Consider the following 23464-nt stretch of genomic DNA (forward strand, 5'->3'; position numbering starts at 1 on the left):
GTAGGTACTCATGTATCCATATGTTCGTACTCGATCATGAATACGGTGAGAAAGCGTTTAGTGACCTCTAAAGTATCTATCTATGCAGTATTTTATATATACAAAATAAAACATATTAAAGGTTGTTATAACTTTAAATTATATGGATAGAAACTAAAAATATAAACAAGTCGTTCGAATATACTCTCTTAATCTGTGGTAATGCAAGTGATAAATAGACTAATTTTGATAAAAAATGCACGGTTTTACCGTATTTAGCATCAAGAAGATATTAAATACTAAATTCTATGGCTTTATGTTTATTCGCTCTAAGTAGCAAAGAGACACACTTTTAAATTTCTAACTAGTTACAATTTTACTAAGTGTAAACAATTAGAAATAATAAAGTTATGTCTCTTTAAAGCAATTAGCTATAAGCAGTTTGCCCAATACAGCATCAAATAGGGCCATGATTTGCCTTAATGAGATCGGCTATTTTTTCGGCAATCATAATAGTTGGCGCATTGGTATTGGCGCTAATAAGCGTTGGCATCACTGATGCATCGATGACTCGTAATCCACTCACACCTCGTACCTTTAATTCCAAATCAACTACAGAGCTGTCATCTGAGCCCATGCGGCAAGTACCTACCGGATGATAGATGGTATCTGACTTATTTCGGATATAGCCGAGCATGCCGTCTTTTTCGAGGTAAGGGGCGGGGTAGTCTTCAGTGATGTACTTAGCAAGTGCAGACTCTTGCATGATGGCGCGAGTACGCTCGGCACCGGCTACCATATACTCTACGTCTTTTGGATGCGACAGATAGTTTGGATCGATCAAGACAGCATCGGATGGGTCGGCTGAGCCCAATCTGACAGTACCTCGACTTTCAGGTCGTAAGTAGCAACTGTGACAGGAGACAGCGAAGCCGCGTCTGAGATCGCGACCGTGCTCGATCACGCGTGAGATGACAAAGTGCAGCTGTGTATTTGGCCACTCTTTTGGGTCATCACCGACGCTAAAGAACGCACCTGCTTCTGCATAGTTGGTAGACAGTAACCCTGTACCGTCTTTTCTCCACTGCCGAATGCTTTTGGTCAATGTCGAAATCGATGCCATGCCAATACCGATGACATCAGTCGTATTGACCTCGTAATCAAAGACGACGTCTAAATGATCCTGCAAATTACCACCGACTTCAGGTGCATCTACCACCACATCGATACCATGAGACTGCAAATGCTCTGCAGGACCAATACCTGAGAGCATTAGGACTTTGGGTGAACCAAATGCGCCACCTGATAGAAGGACTTCATGACGCGCCGTGACAGTATGTTCGACACCGTCTTTTTCGTAGACGACACCTGTCGCTTGATTGTCTTTGATAATGACGCGGTTAGCCTGCGCATGAGTGATAACAGTTAGGTTGGTACGGTTTTGTACAGGATGTAGATAGGCGGCCGCGGCAGAGCAGCGTTGGCCTTGTTTTTCACCATGGAAATGAGTGACTTGATACAACCCTGTACCGTCTTGCCTTTCGCTATTAAAGTCGGTGTTATGATCTAGGCCATTGGCAATCGCAGCTTCTACGAATGCCTTAGAGATGTCTCGTGGACTGAGTAGGTCGCTAACATGCAGCGGCCCGCTATCGCCATGTAGGTCATCGCTACCACGAACGTTGTTTTCAGCTTTGATAAAGTAAGGCAATACATCGTCAAATCCCCAGCCAGTACAACCTTGCTCTACCCAGCGCTCATAATCTAGCTTACTACCGCGCGTATAGATCATGGCATTGATAGCTGATGAGCCGCCCAAACATTGTCCACGCGGCTGAAAACCTTTACGGTTATTAAGGTGCTCTTGCGGAGTGGTGTGAAAGCACCAATTGTTCAATTTCAGCGGTTTACCAGGAACCATCAGAATCAGTCCAGCAGGCACGCGTACTGCTAGATCTTTGCCATCACCGCCGTACTCTAATAAACAGACACTGATATCTGGGTTTTCAGTGAGACGGCTGGCGAGCACGCAACCTGCTGATCCACCACCGACGATGACATAGTCAAATGTTGTGTCAAATTCCATTTCATATTCCTTATAGCATCCATGCTAATTAAAATAGGGTACGCTTTACAGTAACTATTATTTTGCTGAAATAATAAAATAAAAATGACTCTGCGGTATCTGTTTGCGCCAATATCATAGGACAAGCTAAGACTGTTATATTCGGTACATTATTTAAGATTAATGCTACCTAGTTTTGCACCAAACGACCTTATATCGCACAGATTTCTGAGCGTACGATAAAGCGTTTGCCTTCAGGGATTTCTAATGAAAAGCTCGCACCGCGCCCATTGACGACATCAATGGTGAGATCGGTATGCTGCCATAAATTGTACTGTGCCTTGCCCATATAAAATGGGCAGCCAGCAAGTTCACCAACCAGCACATCCTGACCACCTACTTTGAACTCTCCTAATGGATAGCACATGGGCGAGCTACCATCGCAGCAGCCACCTGATTGGTGAAACATCAGCTCACCGTGCTTGGATTTCAATAGCTCAATTAACGCTTTACAAGATTCTGTTGCTGCAATTTTCATACTCAACTCCTATGTTATCAGTGTCGAAAAACCATATCGTTATGAAAAGCTATTATTCAAAACATGGCTTTTTACGACTTCTTAAAGTGAAAATGCAACCTATCTTGCGACAGATTGCATTTGTTTTCTAAGTACTGTCATGCGTTCACAGATTAGATTAGAAGAAACCCATTTTTTTAGGACTGTACGAGACCAGCATGTTTTTGGTTTGTTGATAATGATCGAGCATCATCAGATGGTTTTCGCGGCCGATACCTGATTGCTTATAGCCACCGAATGCCGCGTGTGATGGATATAGATGATAGCAGTTGGTCCATACGCGGCCCGCTTGAATACCACGTCCGAAACGATAGGCCTTATGTACGCTACGTGTCCAAACGCCAGCGCCTAGACCATATAGGGTGTCGTTGGCAATTTGCATAGCTTCTTCGTCGTCTTTAAAGGTAGTGACAGCGAGCACAGGTCCAAAAATTTCTTCTTGGAACACGCGCATGTCGTTGGTACCTTCAAAGATAGTTGGCTTAACATAATAGCCGTCTGCTAGGTCGCCATCGTGTTTGGCTTGATCGCCACCGACTAGGACTTTTGCGCCTTCTTTTTTACCGATATCAAGATAAGATAGAATCTTTTCTAACTGATCTGAGCTGGCTTGCGCACCAATCATAGTCTCAGTATCTAGAGGATTGCCCATTTTGATGGCTTCGACACGAGCGATACAGCGTTTGATAAATTCGTCATAGATGCTTTCGTGTACGAGCGCACGTGATGGGCACGTACAAACCTCACCTTGGTTTAGGGCAAACATGACTAAGCCTTCAACCGCTTTGTCCAAGAAGTCATCGTCTTCGTCCATGACATCAGCAAAGAAGATATTTGGGCTTTTGCCGCCAAGCTCTAGCGTCACTGGAATGATGTTTTCGCTGGCGTACTGCATGATGAGGCGACCCGTTGTGGTCTCACCAGTGAAGGCAACTTTGTTGATACGTGGGTTTGAGGCAAGTGGTTTACCAGCTTCGACACCAAAGCCATTGACGATGTTTAACACGCCTTTAGGTAAGATATCAGCGATACCGATCGCTTCTAACATATATAGTATAGAGGCAGGCGTTTGCTCAGCAGGCTTCATGACGATACAGTTACCAGCGGCTAGAGCCGGGGCGATTTTCCATACTGCCATTAGAATAGGGAAGTTCCATGGGATAATCTGCCCGACAACGCCTAGCGGCTCATGGAAATGATAAGCAACGGTGTCTTCATCAATTTGACTGATACCGCCTTCTTGGGCGCGGATGGCACTGGCGAAATAACGGAATTGATCGATGGCTAGTGGAATATCTGCCATCAAGGTCTCGCGTACAGGCTTGCCGTTTTCGTAGCATTCAGCAATAGCGATCGCTTCTATATTGGCTTCCATGCTATCTGCGATTTTTAATAATAAATTGGCACGTTCAGCGACGCTGGTTTTGCCCCAAGCGTCTTTGGCAGCATGCGCGGCATCTAGGGCTTTTTCGATATCTGCTTCTTTTGAACGGGCGACTTGGCAAATGGTTTTACCATCGATAGGACTTGGGTTGTCAAAGTACTCTCCATCGACAGGAGGGGTCCACTCACCATTAATAAAGTTATCGTATTTTTCGCGGAATTGGACGGGACTGTTTTCAGTATTGGGATAAGCGTATAACATTAACCACTCCTTGTTGTGTATTATGGTTATTTAAAATATGGTTACTTAGGTGTGACCATTTAAAAATACATTCTTGGTCTTCCTAACCAAGTTATCATCCTATCGTACTGAGCTTTTTAGCAGAACGATAATGACTTTTTATAATGATATATTTTGTATCGCATAACTTTAAGTTATGTGATATGAGTCGGTTAAAATGGTTCGCAAACGGTATGCAGCTGTTATAATTGTGAGCATCTACTTTGGCTAGCTATGGTTATGGAGTTAATCATGGCGGCTTTCTTTTTGTACTATTTCTTCTTAATAATATTGGTTGGTTTGGATCTATGCGTCAATCTTCTGCTCTTGATATCCTAAAAACAGGTCAAAACGTCTTTTTGACTGGCTCAGCAGGTTCAGGTAAGACCTATACTCTCAATCAATACATCGATTATCTACGCGCCCGCCGTGTCCCTGTTGCGGTGACAGCCAGTACGGGTATTGCCGCCACGCATATGAATGGCACGACGATTCATAGTTGGTCAGGCATCGGTATCAAAGATGAGCTCACTGATCGAGATTTATCTACTTTGTCACGCAAGCAGTTTTTAGCAGACAGATTGAAAGATACTGCGGTATTGGTCATTGACGAGATATCAATGCTACATGCCAAGCAGCTTAACTTGGTCAGCCAAGTGCTCAAGCACATTCGCAAAAATGACAAAGCGTTTGGCGGTATTCAGGTCGTAGTCGCAGGAGACTTTTTCCAGTTACCGCCGATTGGCAGTAAAGGTGAGACGAATCGTGAAAAGTTTGCCTTTATGTCCGAAGCGTGGCTCGATGCCAAGTTCCATATTTGCTACTTGTCTGAGCAGCATCGTCAAGTCAGCGATGCAGCCAATGGCGGTCTGGATTTGGATGACATTCTTAACCAAATCCGCCGTCAGGAAGTAACCTTTGAGGCGATTGCTGCTTTAGAAGCGACGTATGACCAAAGTGTCGATATCAAGCGTACTCGGCTGTATACCCATAACCTCAACGTCAATAAAATCAATGACAAAGAACTGGCGTCTCTAGATGGCGAGATGATGCGTTTTGAGGCGACGGCGACAGGCGATAGTAAGCTGGTTGAGACGCTAAAAAAGACCGTGCGTACCCAAGACGAGCTGATTCTCAAAGTCGGCGCCAAGGTCATGTTTATCAAAAACAATGCTGAGCTTGGTGTCTCTAACGGAACGATGGGCGAGTTGATAGGGTTTGCTGCTGTCAAAATAGACGATAAAGACAGTAATGATGCGTTAATTGAAGACGATAGCAGTGATGACGCTGATGAGGATGCTGCTGGCGAAAAAACGACAAAAGGTAAAAAGCCCGCTGCTAAAAAAGACAAAGAAAAACCGAAGTCAAAGAAACCAACGACCCAGAAAATGCCTGTCGTGCGGCTTAATTCAGGACGAGAAGTCATCGCTGAGCCTGAAGAATGGATTATCGAAGACGAAACGGGTGATGTGCTGGCAAGTTACTTACAAGTGCCGCTCTGTCTGGCATGGGCGATTACCATCCATAAATCGCAGGGCATGACCCTCGATGCGGCTGAAATTGATTTGTCGCGTACCTTTGAGTTGGGACAAGGCTATGTAGCATTATCACGCCTCAAATCGCTATCAGGTCTACAGCTGCTGGGTATGAACGACATGAGCTTGCAACTTGATCCATTGGCTCGCGGCGCAGACAAGCGGTTTCTAGTACTGTCTGAAGAAGCGGATGCCAACTATGCGATGCTAGATGAAGAAAGCATGCAGCAAGCACATGAAAAATTCGTGCTGAAGTCAGGTGGGACATTGAGCAAGTCGGTAATCGATGCTTACGCCACCCTACAAAAGAAGCGCCGCGAACAACAGCAAGCGAAAATCGATAAAAAACAGAAGTTAGGCAATCAGGTCTCTGACAAATCAGACAGTACTCTACTTGCGACCAGAGTGTTGTTAGAAGAGAGTTTGACCATTGCGGAGATATCACAAGCGCGTCAGTTGTCACAGTCGACCATCATGCGTCACATTGCTGACCTAAAATCGCAAGACCCAAGCCTTGCCTGCGATCATTTGCGTCCAGATGATGAGGTAATGACAGCCGTTGGTAACGCCTATGTCGCTATTAAAGTCGCCAATAATCCAAATGACTTCAATGATGATGGTAGCATCAAACTCCGTCCGATATATGATCATCTTAAGCAGAGCATTGACTACAATACCATTCGCCTCGCATTGATTTTTATCACTCCATAGTTTTGCTGCTTATAATTTTATTGCCTATAACTTTGTCACCTTTATTTTTATAGGCTTTATTTTTGCTATTTCTTAGTATTTAGCAGTCATTAGCGGACCTAACGTGATAACGCTCAGTTTTTACACCCATTTATAGCGATACCCTTTATGTCCGATGTTATGCCTGATTTTTCGAGCGCTACTTATCAATTGACCTCTGACCCGATAGCGGCGACGTTCCGTACTACTGGTGAGCACACACAGCCACTGAGAGTCGCTATCAATGGCTTTGGTCGTATAGGGCGCAATGTACTTCGTGCTTTGCTAGAGCGCTTCGAAGTGTTGGGCCGTGCGATTCATGTAGTGGCAATTAATGATTTAGCGCCAGCGGATATCTTGTTGCATTTACTCAAGTTTGACAGCACCCATGGTCGCCTCAGTCGATTAGGGGTAAATGCTGAGATTGTAGAAAGTGAGTCAGGTGATATGAGCAAGACTGAGCTCTGTCTGACCAAAAACAATCTGACTTACTGCATCAATATGCTATCAGAGCCTGATCCTCAAAATTTACCTTGGCAGGCGCTGGGTGTCGATGTAGTACTAGAGTGTACTGGGCATTTTCGCTCGTATGAACAAGCGATGCTACATATTGATGCTGGCGCGCAGCAAGTAATTATCGGTGCCGCGCCATTTGACGATGTGGATGCCTGTATCGTGATGGGTGTGAATACCGATGCGCTCACGCTTGAGCTACCGATTATTTCTAGTGTTTCTTGCACCACGCAGGCATTGGTACCGTTGATTGATACGCTAGATAAGGCGTTCGGTGTGCAGTCCGCCATGATGACAGAGATTCATGCAGTCACTGCTGATCAGACAGTGCTCGATCAAGCACATCGAGATCCAAGACGGGCGCGCGCTTCTGGCTATAACATTATCCCAACGACATCCAGTAGTATCGCTGCGACAGAACGAGTGCTACCAGCCATGGTCGGCAAGATAAATGGACATTCGATACGGGTGCCCACTATCGACGTAGCTGCGATTGATGTCACCTTTGTATTTGATACGCCAGATGTCGATGTTGAGACAGTGCGAGAAGTACTCAAGTCTGCCAGTCAGGCGCATTTGCATGACATCATGGCTTATACCGATGAGCCACTGGTATCTAGTGACTTTATCCATCAGACTGAGTCGCTTATCATTGATGGGCAACAGCTTATGCAAGTAGGCGGTCAATATAAGGTTTTTGCATGGTACGATAATGAATGGGGCTATGCTAATAGGTTGCTCGATATGTGCTTACATCTGGCCTCAAGCAAGCGATAATGCATCAATTTACAAGTATTCGAAAATTAATTGGATTTTTTTAGTTTAGGGGCTTGCATTATAAAATGATATCTATATAATGATGCACCAATGGAGACGTGGCAGAGCGGTTGAATGCACCGGTCTTGAAAACCGACAAGGGTTAATAGCCCTTCGAGAGTTCGAATCTCTCCGTCTCCGCCAAATTCAAAAAAGCCCCAATCAGCAATGATTGGGGCTTTTTTTTATGGTATTGATAAAAGTATTAATTAGTACCTTCTATAAGATCCTCAATAGTAGGTTATACAGCTACTTCACCAGTGAGTTTTCAAATTCGATTGTCTGATCATCTATTAAGGTAAGCGTGCCTTTATTAATCTCAATAGTGATGCCACTAGCATTTTTGATAGCGCGCATGACATTGATATCCTCAATACTGCTTTCAATAATGATCTTGCCAGACTGCTCTGGTGCGATAGGTGGATCAAACGTTGTCAAAGGCACATTAAAGTTTTTGCCCTTTGTCAGATTGGCATCCTTCATGGTTAGCGTCCCTTTAAAACTTTTTATCGCGCTTTTGCCATGATTGGATAGCATAAACTGCATTTTGACTTGATTTAAGCTATCGCTATCACTGGTTTTTACAGGTAGTAGGGCGACAGGATACATCTGTGCGGTAGCATTAGTCGCCTGACCTTTGACAATTGGGCTTTTCTTACCCGTTGGGTTGTTTGGATGCAGACGTTCATATTCACGCTGTTGTATTAGCGCTTGCTTGATAGTGGTGCGCGGCATGGCTCCTGATTCATAAGCGTCGCTCAATTTCATACGCAGCATATATCGGCTGAGTACTTGTTGATCGGCCTCAGACAACTGCTCAAAAGTTTGCCCTAACTTTTTTTGCCATTGGTCAGAATCTGTCGGTATGGTTGTCTTACTTGGATCAGTCTGCGGCGATGAGCAGCCAGTCGCAATCACTAGCATTGCTACCATCATGGTTGAAAACAAAGTTTTGTTGAAACGCTGATGTAAGTCCGTCATCGTACCCCTCCTTACAGATCTTTATTATGTTGAAACCTTATAAATAGTCGCGACTATATGCTTAATATACCTTGTTTAAACATCTGTTGTGTTTAATTATGGCTAACTAAAATCGCAAATATCGCAGAGTACTTAAAAACATATGTACTATGAATCAGGTGCAAGAAGGACATAACAAGAAGAGAGTTAGAGAAGAATCAGTAATGCTTTAACTTTTATAGCAGCCACAAAAAAGACCAAGCTCGCGTTAGCAAACTTGGTCTTTTTTATTTTAATACTATTTAGCAGCGATACTATTAATTGTTTAATCGTTGTCTTGTAACTCAGATAGCGGATGAGTGATGTTGTTATTATGCGTCACTACAATCGCTTCATCGATAATATGTTGGCTGACACCGCGCTTACGTAGCGTTTCGATGAATACTTCATCATGGGCAAGCGTATAATCCTGATGGTCACGATCCAAGCCCTGACGAATATAAAGACGAATAAGCCCTTGAATGCGCTTAAAGCCCAAGTCTGATGACGTCGTTTCTAATAGACCAATCATTTCTTCAGACAAACGAATACTAATCGGGCGCATGATTTTTTGCGGATGATCAGAAAACTTATTTTTTATACGTACAGGTATCATAATAAACCATTACTTTTAGTGAGTAAGAGCGAAGCACTCAAACAAAAACGAACCCAATCAAAACTAATCTTACCATACAACAAAAATGTCTAAAAGAACACCACAGCCGTGCTAATATTATTAGAAGTAAATATAAAAGACGCAGCAATAAAAAAACCTCCATCAAATTATGATGAAGGTTTTTAGTATATGGCTCTCCAACCTGGGCTCGAACCAGGGACACACGGATTAACAGTCCGTTGCTCTACCAACTGAGCTATTGGAGAATAGCTGGTCATAACAGCAAGTTATTGACGCTTTATATTAAAGCAGTTAATTAGCTTGTTTGCGTTATGTGGGGCACATTTTAGCCAAGTCACTACAGGCTGTCAACCTTATTATGCGTTTAATTATAAATATTATCGCAATTATTGAAAATTAACGCCAATCCCTTATCAGATAGGCTATTTCAAGGCAGCACTTAGTAGGAAATGACGACAAATGTGTTTTAAAAATAAAATGTGCTTTAGAAATAAAAATTATTTTCAGAAAATTTTATATGGCACATAGGACAAACGATAAAAATATAGAACCAGACATCAATTCGGCAAAGTAAAACTGGATTTAATGCTTTGTATTTTTGAATGTAAAGGTGATGCGATACCGTTTGACACAATAAAGTTGCAAGACAGCCCTTCACATTGGCAGTAGAGTTCTATAAAATACCGACCATGTGGTTTCTTTGCTATGTTTTTTCATAGCATGCGTTGAACAAAGGCGGGTGTTCTAAAGATGAGTCCTACTACGATTGCTTACGGTTATCTGACTATTGCCATTATATGCGAAGTGGTGGGTACGACTTTTTTGGTAAAGTCAGAACAGTTTACCCGTTTGGTGCCAACCTTGATGATGGGCGCGCTCTATGCGGTTTCATTTTATTTATTGGCTCAGACGCTCAAGACCATACCGCTAGGCATTGCGTACGCGCTGTGGGGCGGGCTTGGAATTGTACTGACATCACTCGCTGGTGTGGTGCTATTCAAGCAAAATCTTGATACAGCAGCAGTGGTCGGTATCGCGATGATCGTCGGCGGTGTTGTTGTGATGAACTTATTGTCTAATTCTGTGGTGCATTGATATGGAAAATGCTTATAAGCGTAAAAAACAGCCAGAAGTTATTCGTCGTGCGTTGTTAGATCAGGCAGCACGTATCACGTTGGAGCAAGGCCTATCCAAAGTGACGTTTCAGGCAGTCGCTGATGCGGTTGGGGTGACAAAGGGTGGTGTAATGCATCATTTTTCTACCAAAAACGCACTCGTGCTAGAAGTCTTCAATGATGCAATGGCTAAATTTGAGGCAGAAGTAAACGCAGCAATGGCTGATGATCCTGTTAAGTACGGTTCATTCACCCGCGCTTATATAGATGCCACCATCAGTCTCGGTGAACAAGGGCAGGAAGAATACGATAATCAAGCGACCTTATATGTACTAATGCTAGGTGATAGTGAGCTGCGTGAGTTGTGGGCTAAATGGGCGAATGAGCAACTCAAAAAACATGCAGCAACGGATAATACCGAGACATTATGTATGGTTCGCCTTGTCGCTGACGGTATTTGGCTCTCAGACTTTTCAGGTATCGATATCGCAGACAAACAATCATTGCGCGATCGCTTGATAAAAATGACACAACAAGACTTTGATTTATAAAACGATGCTTATTTATAAAATAACTTTTATTTCACTATTTAAAGACTAAATTTCTTAAAGACTAAATTTCGAAACTTAACTAACGACGACATTATGTGATAAAAGCCTTTATATAGCGGCTTTTGTATATTGTCCCAAGGAGAATTTATGACTGATTTTAATAATTTGACAGATATTATCGATTTAGACCAAGTACAAACAGCTTATATCAACGGTCGCTATCTAGCGGTTGATGAGTCGCTAGCGACTTTTGAAGATATCAATCCAGCCACTGGTGAAGTATTGGCAACGATTCAGCAAACGAGCAATGAGCAGATTGATGAAGCCGTAAAAGCCGCACATAAAGGTCAAAAAGTTTGGGCGGCGATGACAGCGGTTGAGCGTGGCCGAATTTTATCAAAGGCTGTTGAGATATTGCGTACGCGCAATGATGTGTTGGCACTACTTGAGACCAAAGACACAGGTAAAGCCTACTCTGAGACGAAGTACGTCGATATCGTCACTGGTGCTGACGTCGTTGAATACTATGCAGGGCTGGCGCCTATGATTGAAGGACGTCAGATTCCATTGCGTGATACTAGTTTTGTATACACTCGCCGCGAGCCAATAGGCGTGGTCGCAGGTATTGGCGCGTGGAACTATCCTATTCAAATCGCGATGTGGAAAGCAGCACCTGCATTGGCTGCTGGTAATGCGATGATTTTTAAGCCATCAGAAGTGACACCGTTGACGGCATTAAAACTGGCAGAAATATTGACAGAAGCTGGATTGCCAGATGGTGTGTTCAACGTGGTACAAGGTAACTATGAAGTGGGTCAGGCGCTAACCGATCACCCAGATATTGCAAAAGTATCGTTCACGGGTGGCGTACCGACTGGCAAAAAAGTCATGTCGAGCGCAGCAAGCTCATCTCTAAAAGACGTAACTTTAGAGCTTGGCGGCAAATCACCATTGATCATATTTGATGACGCAGATATCGATACCGCTGCTGACATCGCTATGATGGCCAACTTCTATAGTACTGGTCAGGTATGTACCAACGGTACGCGCGTATTCGTCCCTAAAGCGCTACAAGCTAAGTTTGAGCAAGCCATCTTAACCCGTGTTGAGCGTATTAGACTGGGCGACCCTATGGATGAGAACATTAATATGGGTCCACTGGTTAGCTTCCCGCATATGGAACGCGTGCTTGGCTATATCGAGCAAGGTAAAAAAGGCGGCGCACGTCTGCTAACAGGTGGCGAGCGCGTTACAACAAACGAGCTTGCAAACGGCGCATTTGTTGCACCGACAGTATTCACTGATTGCACGGACGATATGACTATCGTACGCGAAGAAATCTTTGGCCCAGTAATGTCGATATTGACGTACGAGACCGAAGAAGAGGTCATTCGCCGTGCCAATGATACCGATTATGGCTTGGCCGCTGGGGTTGTGACTGCAGATCTAAAACGCGCACATCGAGTCATCGCTCAGATCGAAGCTGGCATCTGCTGGTTGAATACATGGGGCGAGTCGGCAGCACAAATGCCAGTAGGTGGTTACAAGCATTCTGGTATCGGCCGTGAAAACGGTATCGAAGCGCTCGAACACTATACTCAGAACAAATCTATCCAAGTAGAGTTGGGTGCGTTTGAATCTGTCTTTTAATCAATCTTATTGAGAAAAACCAAGCCAGTAAGGTTGCTTATCAGCTTTTATTTAGCCTTTTTAGGACACCTTACTGACCCTAAACGATTTATGTTTTTTCAATATTATGGAGTATGTTATGACATCAACCACACCTGAGTATGACTATATTATCGTCGGAGCAGGCTCAGCAGGAAATGTGCTGGCCACACGTCTGACCGAAGATGCCAATATTAAGGTACTGCTGTTAGAAGCAGGTCGTCCAGATTATCGTTTTGATTTCCGTACCCAAATGCCAGCTGCGCTTGCCATGCCGCTACAAGGGACGACTTATAACTGGGGTTACAAGACAGATCCTGAGCCCTATATGAATAACCGTGTCATGGACTGTGGCCGCGGTAAAGGGCTAGGTGGTTCATCACTGATTAACGGTATGTGCTACATCCGTGGTAATGCGCTAGATTTTGATGACTGGTCTAAGATAAAAGGCCTATCAGACTGGACGTATTCGGATTGCCTGCCGTACTTCAAAAAGCTGGAAAACTGTGACGCTGGCGAAAATGACTATCACGGTGTGGGTGGTCCTGTTGAAATGACTACCTCAAAGCCAGGGGTCAATCCACTGTTCCAAGCTATGATTGAAGCGGGCGTACAAGCGGGCTATCCACGTACCGAAGATCTAAACGGCTATCAGCAAGAAGGTTTTGGTCCGATGGATCGCTTTGTGACGCCTAACGGTCGCCGTGCTTCAACGGCTCGCGGCTATCTTGATCGTGCCAAACCGCGTAGCAATATTACGATTTTGACGGGTGCATTGACTGACGTAATTTTATTCGACGGCAAGCGCGCTGTCGGTGTCAAAGTCGAACACGAAGGCCAGACCAAAAACTTCCATGCCGCTCGCGAAGTGATTGTTTCATCTGGTGCGATTGCCTCACCGCAACTGCTGCAGCGTTCAGGTATCGGACCTGGTCAGTGGTTAAAAGACGCTGGCGTGACTGAAATATTGGATCTGCCAGGTGTCGGTAATAACTTACAAGACCATCTAGAGCTGTATATGCAGTATGAATGCAAACTGCCAGTGTCGATCGCGCCTGCCAATAAATGGTGGAATAAGCCTGCGATTGGTGCAGAATGGTTATTCAATGGCACAGGTCTTGGTGCGTCGAATCAATTCGAAGGTGGTGGTTTCATCCGTACGGATGAGAAGTTTACCCATCCAAACATTCAGTATCACTTCTTGCCATTAGCTGTACGCTACGATGGCCGCAGTGCTGTAAAATCACATAGCTTCCAAGCACACGTCGGCTCATTGCGCTCACCAAGCCGTGGCCGCGTCAAGCTAAAATCACGTGATCCAAAAGCACATCCAAGTATTTTATTTAACTACATGTCGCATGATCAAGACTGGCAAGAGTTCCGTGCTGCAATGCGTATTACACGTGAGATCATGCATCAGCCAGCGCTTGATCCTTATCGTGGTCGCGCGATCGCACCGACTGATGATCTGGTCACCGACGCCCAATTAGATGAATACGTACGCAATCATAGTGAGACGGCTTATCATCCATCTTGTACTTGTGCGATGGGTGAAGATAACGATTCGGTGGTAAACGGCGAAGGTCTGGTACATGGTATTGATGGCTTGCGAGTCGTCGATGCGTCTATCATGCCAAACATTATTAGTGGTAACCTCAATGCTACAACTATCATGTTGGCCGAAAAAATCGTCGACAAGATGAGAGGCGTACAGCTGCCACGTTCAACGGCAGATTATTACGTGGCCAATGGTGCACCGCTGCGCTCAGAGCCGATGCGTGATTATCTCTCGACAGTGTAGGCTGCGATATAAGCCTGCATACAGGATACTGACTAAATAACGATATGAGAAAATTTTAACCAAAAGGCCTTTCCAAGTAGAGGCCTTTTCTATCAGCGCTAACGTATTAGAATAATGAATACTGTTCAGGTTGAATTTGTTTATAATTTTATTAGCTTTTTATTTATTGGTACTGCTTTGTCCGTCATGCGGTTGGTTCCACGTTATACGGTTATAGATCATCAGTCTACTATTAGACGATGCCGGACAAAGCAATATCGGACCCTGTTTAATTTACTTATTGAGGTCTTTTATGTACAGTTCGCCATCACAAGATGTGACGAAACCTCTGACCCTAAACAAAACCGTGTTTATGGGCTCAGCTATTATTTCTATTTTATTGATAATCTGGACCATCGCTTTTCCAGATTATAGTGAGGCCTTGTTGAGCGCGAGCATGACTTGGGTATCAGACAAGTTTGGCTGGTATTATATGTTGGTGGTTGCCGCTTATAGTATCTTTGCGTTGTTTGTTGGTTTTTCTAAGTACGGCGATATCAAGCTCGGTCAAGACCACGAAAAAGCACAATTTCCGTTTTTAGCGTGGGCGGCTATGCTGTTCTCAGCGGGTATTGGTATTGACCTGTTGTTCTTTGGTGCCTCTGAGCCTTTGATGCATTATTTGACCCCGCATACAGGCCTAGAGCCTGCTAGTACTGAGGCCATGCGCGAAGCACTTGCTCAGACTTTTTTGCACTGGGGTCTACACGGTTGGGGGATTTATGCACTAATCGGTATGGCGCTGGCTTACTTTGCTTATCGCAAAAACATGCCACTCGCGCTACGCTCGCCGCTGACACCGATATTTGGTGAACGTTTAATCAAAGGCTGGTTGGGTGATGGTATTGATACCTTCGGCGTCGTCTGTACGTTGATGGGTATTGCGACCAGTTTGGGTATTGGGGTATTACAGGCCAATGCTGGTTTGACGCATGTGTTCGGTATCGAATCTAGCAAAATGGTTCAGGCACTGATCATTGTGGGCGTTGTCGCTGCTGCTGCTGTCTCTGCGATGACAGGTGTCGAAAAAGGTGTTCGTCGTCTATCTGAATTCAACATGTTGTCGTCAATACTGTTGTTGCTTGCCATATTGGTAATGGGCAATACGGTGTATCTATTAAATACCTTTACTCAAAATATCGGTCAATATTTCCAAACCATCGTTTATAAAACCTTTGATGTTTATGCTTATGACGGTGCTGCTGGTGCCGAGTGGAAATCTTGGTGGACGATATTTTTCTGGGCATGGTGGGTTGCTTGGGCACCATTTGTAGGTCTATTTATCGCACGTATTAGCCGTGGCCGTACATTGCGCGAGTTTGTATTTGGCGTAATGTTTATTCCGCTTGGGTTTATTTTTGCATGGTTCTCTATCTTTGGTAATTCAGCGATAGATTTGGTTGCCAATGGCGCAACAGAGCTTGGCGAAATCGCGGTCAATGATGCGGCAATGGGCATGTTTGCGCTTTTCGAGTACTTCCCTTACAGCGAAGTGTTGTCATTTGCTGGTGTGGTTATTGGTCTTATTTTCTTTGTGACTTCTGCTGACTCAGGCGCGTTAGTATTAGCGAACTTGAGCTCAAGAGGTATGACCAATGATACCGATGCTCCTGTTTGGTTACGTCTGTTTTGGGCAGCAGCGACTGGTCTTATTACGTTAGGACTGCTATTTGCAGGTGGTTTTGCCTCATTGCAATCTGTTTCTGTCATTGCAGGTTTGCCATTCTCTATCATTCTTGTGCTTTACATGATGTCTATGTGGAAGTCGCTAAAAGAAGAAGGCAACAAACGTAAAGCCAGTACAATCGGCACGGCAAATGTGTTGGACAGCGGGAAGAGCTGGAAAGCGCGCTTGCAACGTATTGTGAGCTTCCCAGGACATGCGCAGGTTGAAAAATTCTTGCATACGGTCGTGATGCCAGCGATGTCTGAGGTCGAAAAAGAGTTTAAAGCAGGTGGTCTCAAAACTTCTTTGGATACTAAAAACCTTGCTAGTATCGGTGAAGGTATCGATGCAGGTATGGATCAAGACAGTGGTCAGGTAGATGGTCTAAAACTGCGTGTCGGTCATGGCGATGAAGATGACTTTATTTATGAAGTCAATCTGATTAAAGCTCATCGCCCTAACTTTACATTGAGCACATCTACCAAGCACGCAGAGTATTACTACCGTGCGGAAGTGTTCTTAAGCGAAGGCTCGCAAGAGTATGATTTGGTTGGCTACTCAAAAGAGCAAGTATTGGTTGATATTTTAAATCAGTATGAGCGTCATTTGCAGTATTTGCATTTAGAGCGTTAATCAGACACACTTTTTAAGTAAAACTATTAGTAAAAATGCCCCCATAAGTTGAACGCAGCTTATGGGTTTTTTTTATGAATAACTATTTATAAATAACTGTCGTTTGAATTGAGGACATATCTCAAACAAGTGGCAAACAAGCGCCGCAAATATAAGGTAAAATTCATTAAGATTAAATTGATCGACTGATACGCTGCAACGTATTAGCAAAGGATACACTTGTGACCAAATTAAAGTACATAGCGCATTACTCAGAGCAGATTCAAACTCAAGCTGCTCAGCTTATAACTGATGGTAGGTTGGGCGAGTATCTGGAAAAAAAGTACCCGACTCAGCATCAAATCCAAAGCGACAAAGCGCTCTATCAATATATAAATGAGATAAAAACCCAATACATGCGTAAGATTGGTCAGCTATCAAATGTCAGCTATAGCAGTAAGCTCAAGGTTTTAAAACATGCACTGGGTATCCATACGACGCAATCACGTGTACAGGGCAGTAAGCTAAAATCGCACAATAGCATCACGGTAGCCAGCCTATTTAAAGACGCGCCGCCAGAGTTTTTGCGCATGATAGTGGTGCACGAGCTTGCCCATTTCAAAGAGCATGAGCATAACAAAGCGTTTTATCAATTATGCTGCCATATGGAGCCTGAGTATCATCAATTTGAGCTGGATACGCGACTGTGGTTACACTGGCGAGAGTTGTAGCCCTAATATAGTCAAGTCTAAGTCTATATAAATCCGCTACATCGTCATCCTCGCTAAGCATACTAATGTATAACTTGCACTCAGTTGCCTTGTACTACTTTTAAATTGAATCAACTATAGTATGAATAGTAATCTTGATAACTTTCATAGTAATCTTAATAACAGCCACATAAATATCGTACCTTCTTTTAAGGCAATCATCTGAGCCGCCAGAATTACGTTATAATCCTAACCACACACGATATAGTCCATAAAAGGTTGTAAACAATGATTAATACCAAAATATATAAAGCCATTTACACCTTAGCTGAAGAGTTATTAGAAGCGGATCGCAGAGGCAATCAAGAAAAATTTGATTCGCTGTATGCTGAACTAAATGCCATTTGTACCGATAATGAAGGTACTGACAAAGACCACCCAGAACAATGGGAAACGCTTGCTGACTTCACAGAAGATTTGGACGCAGCACTGGTGATTTATGACAAAGCATTGGCCAAGGCTACTGCCATTAACTCAAAAGATCATATGTCATCGATTGCTTTTTCTATGGCGGTGCTACAGCTTGAGACAGGCGAAAAAGAAGCTGCTATCCAAAGTCTGCAAAATGCCAAAATCACAGCCAATAAGATCGAAGACAAAGAGTTCAAGGTTGAGATTGATGAGATGCTTACTAAGCTATTGGCAGAGTAGTTTGATTTATAGTCAATCCTCTATAAATTGAGTACGGTGTCAGTCTCGCTTAGCTTACTACTTGTAGTACTTTCACTCGGCTTCCTTATATTCAAATGATATTGAACCGTCTATAAATAGGGTAATCCGATATGCAAGACATACCTGTGGTAATCGTTGGTGGTGGGTTAAGCGGATTATATGCTGCCTTCTTATTAGAGCAAAAGGGTATAGCGTATAGATTGCTAGAGGCGCGTGATACCTTGGGTGGTCGCATTGCAGTTGCTAAATATCCAGATGCGCATGCTACTAATAACAATACTGATATCGAACAAAAAGAATCAAGCGCCGCGTTTGATTTAGGGCCGTCATGGTTTTGGCCGGATTATCAAACGCAGTTAAGTACGCTTATTGAGTCGTTAGATTTATCACGTTTTACGCAGTTCGAAGAAGGCGATATGATGGTTGAGCGCGCTGCCAATCAGCCACCTGTACGTATGCAAGGTTATAAAAGCGCACCACCTTCTATGCGTCTAGTCGGTGGTATGGCCGCTTTGATTGATGCGCTATATGCTCGCTTAGATGCCAGTTGTATCATGACCGGTCAAGTTGTACAGCAATTAAATAAGACATCTCAATATATTGAAGTACAGAGCGAAGACAGCTCTGGGCATGTGACCGGACATGTGACGACGTTCCGCGCGCAGCATGTGCTACTTGCGTTACCGCCTCGATTGGTAGAAGGTCGGATAGTATTTCAGCCAGCACTACCGCAAGACTTAAGTGAACAGTGGCGCAAGACAGCCACTTGGATGGCGCCCCATGCCAAATACGTCGCTGTTTATGAATCACCATTTTGGCGAGATTCTGGTCTCTCGGGTGCTGCGCGCAGTGCGATAGGGCCGCTCACTGAGATACATGATGCCTCTACACTAGAGGGCAATGGGGCATTGTTTGGCTTCTTTGGCGTTCCTGCTCAAGTACGACAGAGCGTTTCTGATACGGTGCTAAAAGAACATTGCCGTGCGCAGTTAGTGCGACTATTTGGTACACAGGCAAGTACTCCAAAAGCTGAATATCTCAAAGACTGGGCAAAAGACCCATTAACAGCGATGCCTGCTGATGCCAACGGTAACGGTCAGCATGCAGTAGCACCGCCATCCAAGCCAAAGACAGGCGTGTGGCAAGACTGTCTAACAGGTTGTGGTAGTGAGTGGTCGGCGCAGTTCCCTGGCTATGTCGCTGGAGCAATTGATGCAGCAACCGTCGCTGTACAAAGATTACCTGCTGACATTTTATGCCAGTAGCTATGAGGGTGCTGTTGTAAGCTATCATAAAAGCCATTCAACATGACTCAAAAATTCATCATCCTATAGGATAGTCGATGAATGATTCGCTCAAGCAAGAGACCTCTCACAAAACCACTTGGCTAGTGCCTTTCGTTTGTCTACTGGCAGGCGGCGCACTCACTGGTATCTCAACTAATGTGGCAAAGTACGCTATCGATGTCGGTCTGACCCCATTAGGGTTTTTGTTTTGGTCGATTACTGGCGCTGCTGTTATTTTATTACTAGTAGCGCTCATCAGAAAAGAACTCCCTCCTCTTAATGCTCGTAGCTTAGAGTATTACTTTGTCGCGGCGCTGGTCAGTGTTGCGGCTGCCAATTTATTATTATTCTCTGCCATTCCTCATGTGGGCGCAGGTTTTGTCGCCTTAATCCTCTCATTACCGCCACTGTTAACGTATCTTGGTGCGCTGATACTACGTATAGAGCAATTTTATATTGTCCGTGCGCTTGGGGTCATCGCAGCACTCATCGGGGCAGGAACATTAGCCATACATAAATTCTCTGCGCCAGATTCTAGTGTGTTTTGGATTTTAGTCGCGCTTTGTGGACCAGTGCTACTCGCTATTGGCAATATATATCGGACATTACGCTGGCCTGATAATGCGTCTTCTGGCGTACTCGCTCCAGGTATGTTGATTGCGGCAGCGCTGTTGCTAGGCTTGTTTGGTATGATGTCAGACTTTTCTATCGCTGTATCTTTAGAGAGTTGGCTACCGCTAAGCATGATAGCTATACAAGCATGCGTATTCGCTGGACAGTTTTTACTATTATTCCTACTACAAAAGACAGGTGGGCCCGTGTTACTAAGTTTATTAGGTGCAGTAGGGGCTATTGTCGGCGTACCCGTCGCTATTTTCTTGCAAGGGGAGAGTCCACCAGAAGGTTTATTTTTAGGCGCTACTTTGATTGCTATTGGCGTGGCATTGGTGACATGGGGCGGCGTAAAAATAGCAAGAGTAAAAGAAGAAGTCTCATAAATGTGTATAGGCGATAGCATTAAACTATAGAGTTATTAAAACCGTTACTGCCTAATGGGTACTTCTTATCTCACTCTCGTTATCAGTATCTAGCTTATCAATAGCTGCTATGACTCAATAATTGGTTACGATTAACTTCAATCACTTTTTGTGGATACGACAAAAAAGGAGTATAAGTATCGTGGTTATTGTTGTCATGGACTCAGGCTATGAATGCAGCCACGCGTTATCGATTATTAAATAATTTTACGATTCTCATTAGTGTCATCGGGGTAGCGATTGCCTTGTTAGATAGTGGTTTTACACTACCGACGTGGCTCCAACAAGTATTCCATATTTTCTATTTGGTCATTATCTTTCTTAGTTTTATGGTGACCGCTGGGCGTTACATCTATACCAAAAAGCCATTAACCTTCAATAAAGTCGCCGTCTTTGACGCACTGACTAGCATTGCCATTATCATTTTATTGACCGCGCATTTTACGGACTTAGTACGTTCGGGCCTATCTGCTGCCGTTGATGGCTTTGTCGCGATAAAGATAGCGGTGTTTGTCACCTTCGTCCGCGAACTCTCCGATCATAATTTTAATCTCAATCGTACCTTTCTACATCCTGCGCAGTTTTTTATTCTAAGCTTTTTAGTCGTGGTGCTGGTTGGTACCTTGCTATTGATGATGCCCAATGCGACGACGCAGCCACTGTCTTTTGTTGATGCGCTTTTTACTGCGACTAGCGCGGTTTGTGTGACAGGGCTTATCGTAGTGGATACTGCCACCTATTTTACGACTTTTGGCCAAGTCATTATTATGGGTCTGATACAAATTGGTGGTTTGGGTATTTTGACCTTTGTGACCTATTTTAGCTATTTTTTTAAGGGCGGTGTCAGTTATGAGACACAAGCCAGCATCAGCGAGATGTCTTACATGCGCGGTATGGGTGATGTAGTGTCGACACTCAAGTCTATCTTATACGTTACATTTGCTGTCGAGGCGGTAGCGGCTGCGCTGATTTATATCAGTATTTATGATATACCCAATATGGATTGGTCTGAGCAGCTATTCTTTTCAGTCTTTCATGCGATTTCTGCTTTCTGTAATGCTGGATTTTCGACATTTAGTGCTGGCTTGTACGATGATTCGCTACGTTTTAATTATTCACTACAGCTGATTCTGGCAATGACATTTATCTTCGGTGGTATGGGTTTTACCATCGTGGTCAATGTGCTTAGGTATTTACGTTATCGTGCTCAGCGGCTGATCAATCGTCATGACCAACGCTATATTTATCAGCCTTGGTTACTTAATATTAATAGCCGCATTACTCTGATTACCACAGGTGCATTATTGCTAGTCGGTCTGATTGGGGTGATGATATTTGAATACAATAATGTGCTCGCTGACCACACTAGCTTCCTCGGCAAGCTAGTGACAGGGTTTTTTACGGCTGCCACGCCGCGAACCGCAGGGTTCAATGTCATTGATATGGGTGAGCTGACTTTTCCAACGGTTATGCTGACGATATTTCTGATGTGGATTGGGGCGTCACCCAACTCGACAGGTGGTGGTATTAAGACTAGTACCTTTGCGATTGCGCTATTGAATACATTAAGCCTAGCTCGTGGTCAGACCAAGATAGAGGTCTTTAAACGAGAGATTGCTGAGATTTCAGTTCGCCGCGCATTTTCTATTATGTGGTTGTCGTTACTGGTCATCGGTACGGGCGTGACGCTCATCAGTTATGATCAGCCAGAGCTCGATTTGATTAAAGTGGTGTTTGAGTGCTTCTCAGCTTATAGCACGGTGGGGCTAAGTTTAAACCTGACAGCAGACTTATCAGATTTTAGTAAAATAGTGGTTTCGGTCATTATGTTCGTTGGCCGCGTTAGTATGCTGACGATATTTATCGCACTGCTTAAAAATATGCGCCAACGTAATTATCGCTATCCTACTGAAGAGATTACGATTAACTAATCCGTCGCAATCAGACTGAGTCGTTCTTAATAAATAGCAAAAAAATATTAACAAAGGTTGTATAAATTATGAAGTACATCATCGTAGGACTAGGGAATTTTGGGGCATCATTGGGCTCGGCATTGACCAGTCAAGGGCATGAAGTGATTGCTATTGATAGTAGTATGCAACGGGTTGAAGCTTACAAAGAAGTGATCTCTCATACGTTGTGTATGGATGCCACGGACGAGTATACGGTTAGCGGATTACCAATCGTTGATACTGATATTGTCATTGTGGCAATTGGCGAAGATCAAGGAGCCAATGTCATGGCAACGGCGCTATTTAAGACGTTAAAAGCCAAGCGTTTAATCAGCCGTAGTATCAATCCGCTACACGAAAAAGTCCTACAAGCCATCGGCGTGGATGATTTGATTCACCCTGAAAAAGAAGCGGCCAATCGCTGGGCCAAGCGTCTGTCACTACGCTATTTCGTTGATTCGTTTGAGTTGAGCGATAACTTCAGCATGGTAGAGATTAAGATTCCACATGTGCTGATTGGTAAGACTGTCGACGACTTACAGTTAGAGCAAAAGTTCAATATCCGATTGCTTAGTACGTTGCGCTATGAGTATTATGAAGACAGTTTTGGTCGTACGCAGAGCAAGCCTAGCATTCAAGGTTTGGCGACGCCTGAGCAAGTATTGCAAGAGCGCGATGTACTGGTGATCTATGGTGCCAACAAACACATCAATCAGTTCTTGCGTAGTGTGGGTGTGAAAATAAAATAGCAGCTTGCCATCGCAGTGATACCAGAAGGTATA

At 44.0% G+C, this 23464-nt stretch carries 18 protein-coding genes and 2 tRNA genes; 14 read left to right on the plus strand and 6 right to left on the minus strand.

What is annotated here, in order from left to right:
* Positions 1–436: 436 nt before the first annotated feature.
* The 3 genes from ABFV72_RS07630 to exaC form a co-directional block, all read right to left on the minus strand.
* Positions 437–2065 (minus strand): GMC family oxidoreductase, encoded by a 1629-nt coding sequence (locus tag ABFV72_RS07630; protein ID WP_347163031.1) that lies wholly within the window; start codon positions 2063–2065, stop codon positions 437–439.
* Between the two features lie 190 nt (positions 2066–2255).
* On the minus strand, positions 2256–2582 hold the full coding sequence (locus ABFV72_RS07635) for a DUF779 domain-containing protein (protein WP_057761120.1): 327 nt from the start codon (positions 2580–2582) through the stop codon (positions 2256–2258).
* 157 nt (positions 2583–2739) lie between these two features.
* A complete protein-coding gene (exaC, locus tag ABFV72_RS07640) occupies positions 2740–4266 on the minus strand; it encodes an acetaldehyde dehydrogenase ExaC (protein WP_347163032.1) in 1527 nt (508 codons plus the stop codon).
* A 326-nt stretch (positions 4267–4592) separates the two neighbouring features.
* On the opposite strand from exaC, the gene ABFV72_RS07645 reads away from it, so the two are divergent.
* The 3 genes from ABFV72_RS07645 (at position 4593) to ABFV72_RS07655 (ending at position 8021) form a co-directional block, all read left to right on the plus strand.
* Positions 4593–6530, plus strand: coding sequence for an AAA family ATPase (locus ABFV72_RS07645; RefSeq protein ID WP_347163033.1), 1938 nt, complete (start codon positions 4593–4595; stop codon positions 6528–6530).
* A gap of 159 nt (positions 6531–6689) precedes the next feature.
* Positions 6690–7838, plus strand: coding sequence for a type I glyceraldehyde-3-phosphate dehydrogenase (locus tag ABFV72_RS07650; protein WP_347163068.1), 1149 nt, complete (start codon positions 6690–6692; stop codon positions 7836–7838).
* A 92-nt stretch (positions 7839–7930) separates the two neighbouring features.
* A tRNA-Ser gene (locus tag ABFV72_RS07655) sits at positions 7931–8021 on the plus strand.
* 105 nt (positions 8022–8126) lie between these two features.
* Here ABFV72_RS07655 and ABFV72_RS07660 read toward each other — a convergent pair.
* The 3 genes from ABFV72_RS07660 to ABFV72_RS07670 form a co-directional block, all read right to left on the minus strand.
* On the minus strand, positions 8127–8858 hold the full coding sequence (locus ABFV72_RS07660) for a hypothetical protein (RefSeq protein WP_347163034.1): 732 nt from the start codon (positions 8856–8858) through the stop codon (positions 8127–8129).
* 304 nt (positions 8859–9162) lie between these two features.
* The gene (locus ABFV72_RS07665) at positions 9163–9492 is read right to left on the minus strand and encodes a hypothetical protein (protein WP_057761113.1); all 330 of its coding nucleotides are present in this window, start codon (positions 9490–9492) and stop codon (positions 9163–9165) included.
* Positions 9493–9682: 190 nt separating this feature from the next.
* Positions 9683–9758 (minus strand) — tRNA-Asn (locus tag ABFV72_RS07670).
* Positions 9759–10263: 505 nt separating this feature from the next.
* Between ABFV72_RS07670 and ABFV72_RS07675 the strand changes: the two genes are divergently transcribed.
* The 11 genes from ABFV72_RS07675 (at position 10264) to ABFV72_RS07725 (ending at position 23431) form a co-directional block, all read left to right on the plus strand.
* Positions 10264–10608, plus strand: a complete 345-nt coding sequence (locus ABFV72_RS07675; RefSeq protein WP_057761111.1) for a DMT family transporter — start codon at positions 10264–10266, stop codon at positions 10606–10608.
* A gap of 1 nt (position 10609) precedes the next feature.
* The gene (locus ABFV72_RS07680; RefSeq protein ID WP_218870191.1) at positions 10610–11179 is read left to right on the plus strand and encodes a TetR/AcrR family transcriptional regulator; all 570 of its coding nucleotides are present in this window, start codon (positions 10610–10612) and stop codon (positions 11177–11179) included.
* 147 nt (positions 11180–11326) lie between these two features.
* Positions 11327–12829 carry a betaine-aldehyde dehydrogenase gene (gene betB / locus ABFV72_RS07685; protein WP_347163035.1) on the plus strand — a complete coding sequence of 501 codons (1503 nt, stop codon included), beginning with the start codon at positions 11327–11329 and terminating at the stop codon, positions 12827–12829.
* 118 nt (positions 12830–12947) lie between these two features.
* Positions 12948–14648, plus strand: coding sequence for a choline dehydrogenase (betA, locus tag ABFV72_RS07690; protein ID WP_347163036.1), 1701 nt, complete (start codon positions 12948–12950; stop codon positions 14646–14648).
* A gap of 292 nt (positions 14649–14940) precedes the next feature.
* Complete coding sequence (gene betT / locus ABFV72_RS07695; protein ID WP_347163037.1) at positions 14941–16986, plus strand: choline BCCT transporter BetT; 2046 nt, start codon at positions 14941–14943, stop codon at positions 16984–16986.
* Positions 16987–17207: 221 nt separating this feature from the next.
* Positions 17208–17696, plus strand: a complete 489-nt coding sequence (locus ABFV72_RS07700) for a M48 metallopeptidase family protein (protein ID WP_201568888.1) — start codon at positions 17208–17210, stop codon at positions 17694–17696.
* A 267-nt stretch (positions 17697–17963) separates the two neighbouring features.
* Entirely contained in the window at positions 17964–18386 is a 423-nt protein-coding gene (locus ABFV72_RS07705) for a tetratricopeptide repeat protein (protein ID WP_238051768.1), read from the plus strand.
* Positions 18387–18517: 131 nt separating this feature from the next.
* Positions 18518–19672, plus strand: coding sequence for a flavin monoamine oxidase family protein (locus ABFV72_RS07710; protein WP_347163038.1), 1155 nt, complete (start codon positions 18518–18520; stop codon positions 19670–19672).
* 77 nt (positions 19673–19749) lie between these two features.
* Positions 19750–20691: a DMT family transporter gene (locus ABFV72_RS07715; protein ID WP_347163039.1), complete on the plus strand. Its 942-nt coding sequence runs from the start codon at positions 19750–19752 to the stop codon at positions 20689–20691.
* 209 nt (positions 20692–20900) lie between these two features.
* Positions 20901–22661 carry a TrkH family potassium uptake protein gene (locus ABFV72_RS07720; RefSeq protein ID WP_347163040.1) on the plus strand — a complete coding sequence of 587 codons (1761 nt, stop codon included), beginning with the start codon at positions 20901–20903 and terminating at the stop codon, positions 22659–22661.
* Between the two features lie 68 nt (positions 22662–22729).
* The gene (locus ABFV72_RS07725) at positions 22730–23431 is read left to right on the plus strand and encodes a potassium channel family protein (protein ID WP_347163041.1); all 702 of its coding nucleotides are present in this window, start codon (positions 22730–22732) and stop codon (positions 23429–23431) included.
* The last annotated feature ends 33 nt before the right edge of the window (positions 23432–23464 follow it).

This window comes from Psychrobacter proteolyticus (assembly GCF_039762275.1).
Taxonomy (GTDB): Bacteria; Pseudomonadota; Gammaproteobacteria; order Pseudomonadales; family Moraxellaceae; genus Psychrobacter; species Psychrobacter proteolyticus_C.